The organism is Leptolyngbya sp. FACHB-36 (genome assembly GCF_014695955.1).
Taxonomy (GTDB): Bacteria; Cyanobacteriota; Cyanobacteriia; order Leptolyngbyales; family Leptolyngbyaceae; genus FACHB-36.
Window position 1 is genome coordinate 1 of record NZ_JACJPG010000490.1, and the last position, 6,911, is coordinate 6,911.

The window sequence follows — 6,911 nt, forward strand, 5'->3', positions numbered from 1 at the left end:
CCTGGCAAATCTTGAATATCAAACGCCGATTGCTTACGACGTAAAAGCGGAATTGCTTCGTTAAAAAACTCAGTTTTAAATAGGGTTAATTCAAGCATAGCGATGAACGACGATTGGTATTTGAGCGTTAAGCTGCGTTAATCGTCGCTAAAGCAATCCGTTTGTGACTCTATCAACTGGGGCGAGTTAGAGAATGGTTAGATCTACCGATCGAAGGAACTTCAAATAAATTAATACAAAATATTAAACTGTATATTTGCTAACAGCTTAAAACATATATTTCTGTTCAGATGCTTTTTGAATTTCAACACAGGTCAATACGATAAAGTTTGAGTTTCAAAACGTTTTTCAAGGATGAAAGAGTAGCACAAGATACTGTTTTGCCACTGACACAGAAAAACTGAATCGTGGACGCTGAGAACGTTAACGTATTGTAACGCTTTGTTAAGAACAGTGCCCACGATCGAATCAATCTCAAGCCCGCGCAACGCCATCATGGCGAGCGGCCCGCTGCACAGCACTGGCAACGGCTGTGGCAACCCGCTCATCAAACACCGAAGGGATAATGTGGTCCCGTGTTAAATCTGTTGGCTTCACTAGGTCTGCGATCGCCGTTGCAGCCTCTAGAAACATGCTGGTCGTAAACGTTGCAGCGCGACAGTCCAACACGCCACGAAACATGCCAGGAAATGCCAGCACGTTGTTAATTTGGTTGGGATAATCGCTTCGCCCCGTTGCCATCACTGCCACATCGCTCGTCACCAACTCTGGCTGAATTTCTGGCACCGGATTTGCCATCGCAAACACAATTCGGTCCGGCGCCATCGATCGCACCATCTCTGGTGTCAGCACGCCCGGACCGCTAACGCCCAAGAAAATATCGGCGCCGTGCAGCGCATCTGCCAAACTGCCGCCTTGATCAACCGCAAACTCGCGCTTCTGGTCGTTGAGGTCCGTCCGCGTCTTCGCCAGAATGCCTTTGGAGTCGCACATCGTAATGGTGGTGGCTCCGGCTTTTTGCAGCAGTCGCGCGATCGCCACCCCAGCGGCTCCCGCCCCATTGATCACAATTCGCACGTCCACCAGCGACTTATTAACCAGCTTCAGCGCATTAATCAACGCTGCCAGCGTCACAATCGCGGTGCCGTGCTGGTCGTCGTGAAACACAGGAATATTCAGCTCTCGCTGCAACCGAGCTTCGATCTCGAAGCAGCGCGGCGCTGAGATGTCCTCTAAGTTAACGCCGCCAAACACAGGAGCCAGATTTTTCACCGTCTCGACGATCGCGTCGGTGTCCTGCGTTGCCAAACAGACCGGGAACGCATCCAAGCCGCCAAACTCCTTGAACAGCAGCGCCTTTCCTTCCATCACGGGCAGTGCGGCTTCCGGTCCCAAATTGCCTAAGCCCAGCACCGCGCTGCCATCGGTGACGATCGCCACGGTATTTTGCTTAATCGTCAGGTTATACACCTGCTCTGGGTCCTGAGCAATAGCAGTGCAAATTCTGCCCACTCCCGGTGTGTAGGCCATTGCCAGATCCGCCTGACCCCGCAGCGGAATCCGACTTTGAATGGTAATCTTGCCGCCGCGATGCAGCGTAAAGGTACGATCGTAGACGTTCAGCACCTTGATTTCTGGAAGCGCTTTCACGGCTTCGACGATCGTTTCTGCATGTTCCGTACTGGCAGCATCCACAGTAATGTCTCGCACTGAGAGCTGTCGGGTTTGCTCGATCAGATCAATCTGACCCATGCTGCCGCCCAAGGTCGAAATTGCCTTGGTCACGCTTGCCAGCATACCGGGACGGTTAGGAACTTGGAACCGAATCGTCAAGCTGTAGCTAGAGTTGGGAGTAAGGTTGGTCATGGGGTGTTGGATTTTAGATTTAAGCTTTAGGATTGGCAGAATGAGCCAAGTCCTAACCCTTGGAGCGATCGCGCGCTCCTAGTTTAAGGAGTATTAAGTCCGCCATTGTATCAGGTCCCACCAATCCATCTGCATCCGGAGATACGCCAGCTGGAGGGAATAGCCGCTAGCGGTTAGCGATTCATCTTCACCATGCCCAGTCTTTACACCGAAATTGAGATCAACGCGCCTCGACGCGAGGTGTGGCAGGCGCTAATTGAAAAAGAGCGCTGGAAATACTGGAACACTTTTCTCTACGATTGCGAGCCAGCCCGACCCATGCGGCAGGGACAATCGCTGCTGCTGGCACTGCGTCGGGAACGCGGCGAAGCAGAAACGGAATTTGAAGCGATCGTCACTCGGCTGCAACCGGGAACGTGTCTCCGCTGGGTGACATCAATTCCTGGATTTGTCACCGAGCACGAATTTGAACTGGCGGATCAGGGGCGCGATCGGACCCAATACTTCCATCAAGCGCGATTCACTGGCGCGCTAACTCGCGTGATTCTGCCCTTTATTCGACGCGACGAGCACCAAGGCATGAAGCGAATGGCGTGGGAACTGAAGCACTACATAGAACGCTGTTAGAAAGATAAGACAGACGTAGGTTCCAGCGTCTCAGAAGAACGATCGTGTAATACCAATCATCCATGCTGAAGCTTCAGCATGGATGATGGTTTGCGTAAGTCCTAACTCTGTAAACCTCGATCGACGATTTGCTATTTTTTAGCGTTAATGCGGGAGAGAATTTATACCATTCTCTAAATTCCAGCGACCGCTCAAACCACCGAAATGTTAACGAAATCGAGCCTCTGCAATTGCGAATTCCGAATTCCAAATTGGTAGAGGTTGACTCTACCAACCGTCTTTGTCGGTGTCTTCCCAAACTTCCAAACCCAAGTCGCTCAGATAGACAAGAGCGTCTTGAATGTGCGTTTGATTTCCGCGTAGCTCTAGATCAAACCAACCATCGCCATTAGCATTTGCGCCTAAGATCGCCGCTGTAATATTGATGGTTAGCTGATAGTGCGATATCAAATGGGAAATGATGGGTTCCTGGTGATACTGCTTTGTAATCCGAACCCGAATGCGTTGCTGCGTGAGTCGATCGTCCTCGGCCTTGCTTAGCATAGTGATCACCATTGGTAGAAATCAACGTTAGTCGGGCGAATAGCCCATCGCTATCGGTCATTCACGCTTCAATCAGCATCCTTAATGCGAGTTTTCCGTTCCAAAATCTCCTTTAGCACCAGGGTTACAACCGCCAACAGCGCCAGTAGAACCGAGGCAGAATAAGCGGCTTCAGTTGCGTACTGCTTATAGGCCTCTTCTACGAACAGCGGTAAGCTTTGAGTTGTCCCCGCAATGTTGCCAGAGACGACGGAAACTGCGCCAAATTCGCCCATCGCGCGCGCATTCGTCAGAATCAAGCCGTACAGCAGACCCCAGCGAATATTTGGCAGCGTCACTCGCCAGAACGTCTGCCACTCGCTGGCACCCAGCGTCTTTGCGGCTTCTTCTTGATCGGCTCCGGCTTCTTCCAGCACCGGAATCACCTCGCGGGCAACAAACGGCATACTGACGAACGCTGTAGCCAGCACCATTCCCGGAAACGCAAAAATCACTCGAATTCCGTGCTCTTGCAGCCAACCGCCGAACCAACCCTGCCGCCCATACAGCAGCACAATCATTAATCCTGCGACTACTGGTGAAATCGCAAACGGCAGGTCAATCACGCTGAGCAGAAACGTCCGCCCCGGAAACCGCCGTCGCGCGATCGCCCACGCCGCGCAGAGTCCAAATATGGTGTTGAGCGGAATGGCGATCAGGGCTAGCATCACCGTCAACTGCATCGAAAACACAAAGTTTGGCTCAGTCAAGTTGTGCAGAAACGGACCCACGCCTTTACTGAACGCTTGCACGAACACATTCAGTGCGGGTATGTACAGTACCAGACCCAGATAGGCAACTGCCACACCAATCAGCACAGTCGGCACCCAGCTTTTCGGCTTCGTTGAAGCCGTCTTGCCTGTTGTTGAGTGAAGTCGAGTCGTTTCTACACTAGTCATATCGTCTTGCCCACGCTTGCAGAAGATTGATGCACAACAGAATCAGCAGTGAAATAATCAGCAGCACCATTCCAATTACCGTTGCGCCCGAATAGTCGTACTGCTCCAACCGCTGGAAAATCAGGATAGGCGCAATCAGATCTTTGAACGGCGTGTTCGACGCAATAATCACTGTTGAGCCATACTCGCCCACCGCTCGCGAGAACCCCAGCGCTACCCCAGTAAGAACGGCAGGCAGCAGCGGCGGAAAAATAACGCGCCAAAAGGTCTGCCACTCAGAGGCACCCAAGCACCAGGAGGCTTCTTCGACATCGCGCTCCATTTCGGCAAGCACAGGCTGCACCGTGCGGATGACAAACGGCAGCGAAATAAAGGTCATGGCAATGCCTACCCCTAGTCGAGTAAAGGCAATCTTGATGCCGAGGGGGGCAAGCAGCGACCCAATCCAGCCGTTTTCGCTGTACACCGTTGCCAGCGTCAGACCTGCAACGGCAGTGGGTAGCGCAAATGGCAAATCGACCGAGGCGTCAATGAAGCGCTTCAGCGGAAAGTCGTAGCGCACTAGAACCCAGGCAATTAGGGTACCGAAGACGCCGTTAAACAACGCAGCAACCAGCGACGTGGTAAACGTAATGTCGTAAGCAGAGAGGGCGATCGGACTTGTCGCAATCTCCCAAAATTTAGCAGGACCGACCAAACTTGATTTCACCAGCATGGCAGTCACAGGCAGCACCAGCATCACCGCCAGATAGCCCAGCATGATACGCCACGTCCAAGGCGCGTGGACGATTTGATGCCAGAACGCTTGCCACAGCGACGGAGATTCAGAGGTCGATCGGGTCGAAGAGGTAACAGCCATTGATGACAATTCAAGATTAATGAGGGCAGGGTAGGTTTTGTCGATCAATGACTCGTTCAACAAACCCCACCCTTGAGTTTTCTAGTGAAGCAATCTGAATGGCAAATAGCTGTTTGCTATGAGCCATGCAGCTTATCTGGCTGCGCGAATTTCGTCAAAGACGGCTCCATCCTCAAAGAACTTCTTCTGAACCTCGCCCCAGCCGCCGAATTCAGAGATTTTTGCCGCCTGTTTCACAGGTGGGTACTTCTCAGCCAGGGATTTGTCCTTCGCCAAATCGCCAAACGGTCTGTAGCCTACTTTGGAAAACTCCTGCTGCGCTTCGTCGGAGAACAGATACTTCACAAACGCTTCAGCCACTTCGCGGGTGCCGTGAGCGTCCACGTTCTTATCTACAACGGCAACGGGAGTGTCGATCGAAACGTTCACTTCCGGCACTACGTATTCCAGCTTTTCACCTTTCTGCTTCGCCAGAATCACTTCGTTTTCGTAGTTAATCAGGGCGTCTCCCTGTCCCTGCTTGGAAAAGGCATCGGTGGATTCACGAGCGTCCTTCGCCAGCACTGCCACGTTCTTGTAAGCATTGGTCACGAAGTCCTTGGCTTTGGCTTCATCACCACCCGACTTCAGCACTGTATTCCACAGCGCAATAAAGTTCCAACGGGCACCGCCGGATGTTTTCGGATCTGCTGTCACCCACTTAACGTCGCTTCGTGTCAAATCGTTGAACGATTTGATGTTCTTGGGGTTGCCCTCACGGGTAATAATCGCCGCGACCGTTTCACCCACAATGCCGCCATTTGGTGCTCTCTTATCCCAGTCTGAATTAACAAATCCCGCTTGCACCAGCTTCAGGACATCTGCGCCCAATGCTAAGTGAACAACATCTGCTTCCAAACCGTCGATCACGGCGCGAGTTTGGGAGCCGGAGCCGCCGTAGCTTTGCTTGAACGTAACCGTTTGACCGTGCTCTTTCTTCCACTGCTCTGCAAACTTAGGAATGATCGCATCGTGCGCCGTCTTAGGAATTGCGTAAGCAACCAGCGTCAGTTCAACGTCCTTCTTTTGGGCAGAGGCTGGGCTAGCGCTGTTAGCTGGGCTAGATCCCGTTGAAGCGGTGTTATTTCCTGAACAGGCAGCGACCACCAAGCTTAAGGCTGCTCCAACAACAAACAGCGAGACAAACCTACGCTGTGAATGGAATCTAAAGCCCGATCGCGGAACCACTTGCTTCAGTCGATTCCAAGCCTGCCGCCAAACGTTCATGAGGTTTTCTCCAAAACAATCCACAGTTAATCAGTCGAGTTACTGTATTTATGTCTATTGATTCTACCGAGGGCGATCCATAAACGCAATACGAACCTCCACCTTCTTGAGCGAAAAACGTGGAATTAGAAAATTTGGGAGGAGATGCGTTCAGTCTGTGTTGGCGGACGTTGCTGACGAAGCACTAGACCATTCGCGAAGAATCTACACGGTTGCAGAATGGCTGCAAGTTACAGCAATCAACATTACACCGTCAACATTACGCAGATATTTTCTGAATGGTAGGAAGCTGACTAGCATTATCCCACCACGCCCGAAGTTTGGGAGTCTGAGCAGTAATTGTAGCGAATTCAGGTGTGCGCGAGAGGTAGAGAAAAACTGGAATGAGGTAAAAGTCAGCAATGCTGAGGTCGCTGCCTAAGAGATAGGGGCTGCCGACAGTCAGCGCTTCGATCGCCTCTGCGGCTGTTTTTGCAGGCGCAACGGCACTTTGCACCGCGTCTTCGTCGGGGGTGCCGCCCTGACTCGGTACAATTAAACGCTGAATAACGATTGTGCTGATCGAAGCGGGATAAAGATAGCTATCCACGATCGCCATAATCTGGCGCATTCTAGCTTTAGACAACAGATCAGACGGGCTGAATTTGTTATTGGCTACCGCTGCGTCGAGATACTCTGTAACAGCAGCCGTTTCATAAAGAAATTCTCCATCAATTTCAAGGGTGGGCACTTTACCAAATGGGTTTTTAGCTAAATAGTCTGCCGACGTATTATCTCCATTGAAAATGCCAACATCTTTGAGGCTGTACTCT

The 6,911-nt window shown here is 51.6% G+C and carries 7 protein-coding genes; 1 reads left to right on the forward strand and 6 read right to left on the reverse strand.

Annotation, left to right across the window (positions count from 1 at the left end; translation table 11 throughout):
- Positions 1–474: 474 nt before the first annotated feature.
- Positions 475–1,866, reverse strand: a complete 1,392-nt coding sequence (locus H6F43_RS14010; protein WP_190343354.1) for a malic enzyme-like NAD(P)-binding protein — start codon at positions 1,864–1,866, stop codon at positions 475–477.
- A 192-nt stretch (positions 1,867–2,058) separates the two neighbouring features.
- Between H6F43_RS14010 and H6F43_RS14015 the strand changes: the two genes are divergently transcribed.
- Positions 2,059–2,493 (forward strand): SRPBCC domain-containing protein, encoded by a 435-nt coding sequence (locus H6F43_RS14015; protein WP_190343355.1) that lies wholly within the window; start codon positions 2,059–2,061, stop codon positions 2,491–2,493.
- A gap of 267 nt (positions 2,494–2,760) precedes the next feature.
- On the opposite strand, the gene H6F43_RS14020 is transcribed toward H6F43_RS14015, so the two are convergent.
- From H6F43_RS14020 to H6F43_RS14040, 5 genes are all read right to left on the reverse strand, one after another.
- Entirely contained in the window at positions 2,761–3,036 is a 276-nt protein-coding gene (locus H6F43_RS14020; protein WP_190343356.1) for an NIL domain-containing protein, read from the reverse strand.
- Between the two features lie 68 nt (positions 3,037–3,104).
- A complete protein-coding gene (gene cysW / locus H6F43_RS14025) occupies positions 3,105–3,974 on the reverse strand; it encodes a sulfate ABC transporter permease subunit CysW (protein ID WP_190343357.1) in 870 nt (289 codons plus the stop codon).
- Entirely contained in the window at positions 3,967–4,833 is an 867-nt protein-coding gene (gene cysT / locus H6F43_RS14030) for a sulfate ABC transporter permease subunit CysT (protein WP_190343358.1), read from the reverse strand. The genes cysW and cysT overlap by 8 nt, the downstream gene beginning before the upstream one ends.
- 132 nt (positions 4,834–4,965) lie before the next feature.
- On the reverse strand, positions 4,966–6,099 hold the full coding sequence (locus tag H6F43_RS14035) for a sulfate ABC transporter substrate-binding protein (protein WP_190343359.1): 1,134 nt from the start codon (positions 6,097–6,099) through the stop codon (positions 4,966–4,968).
- A gap of 259 nt (positions 6,100–6,358) precedes the next feature.
- A partial coding sequence (locus tag H6F43_RS14040; RefSeq protein ID WP_190343360.1) for a glutathione S-transferase family protein occupies positions 6,359–6,911 on the reverse strand: 553 nt, incomplete at its 5' end.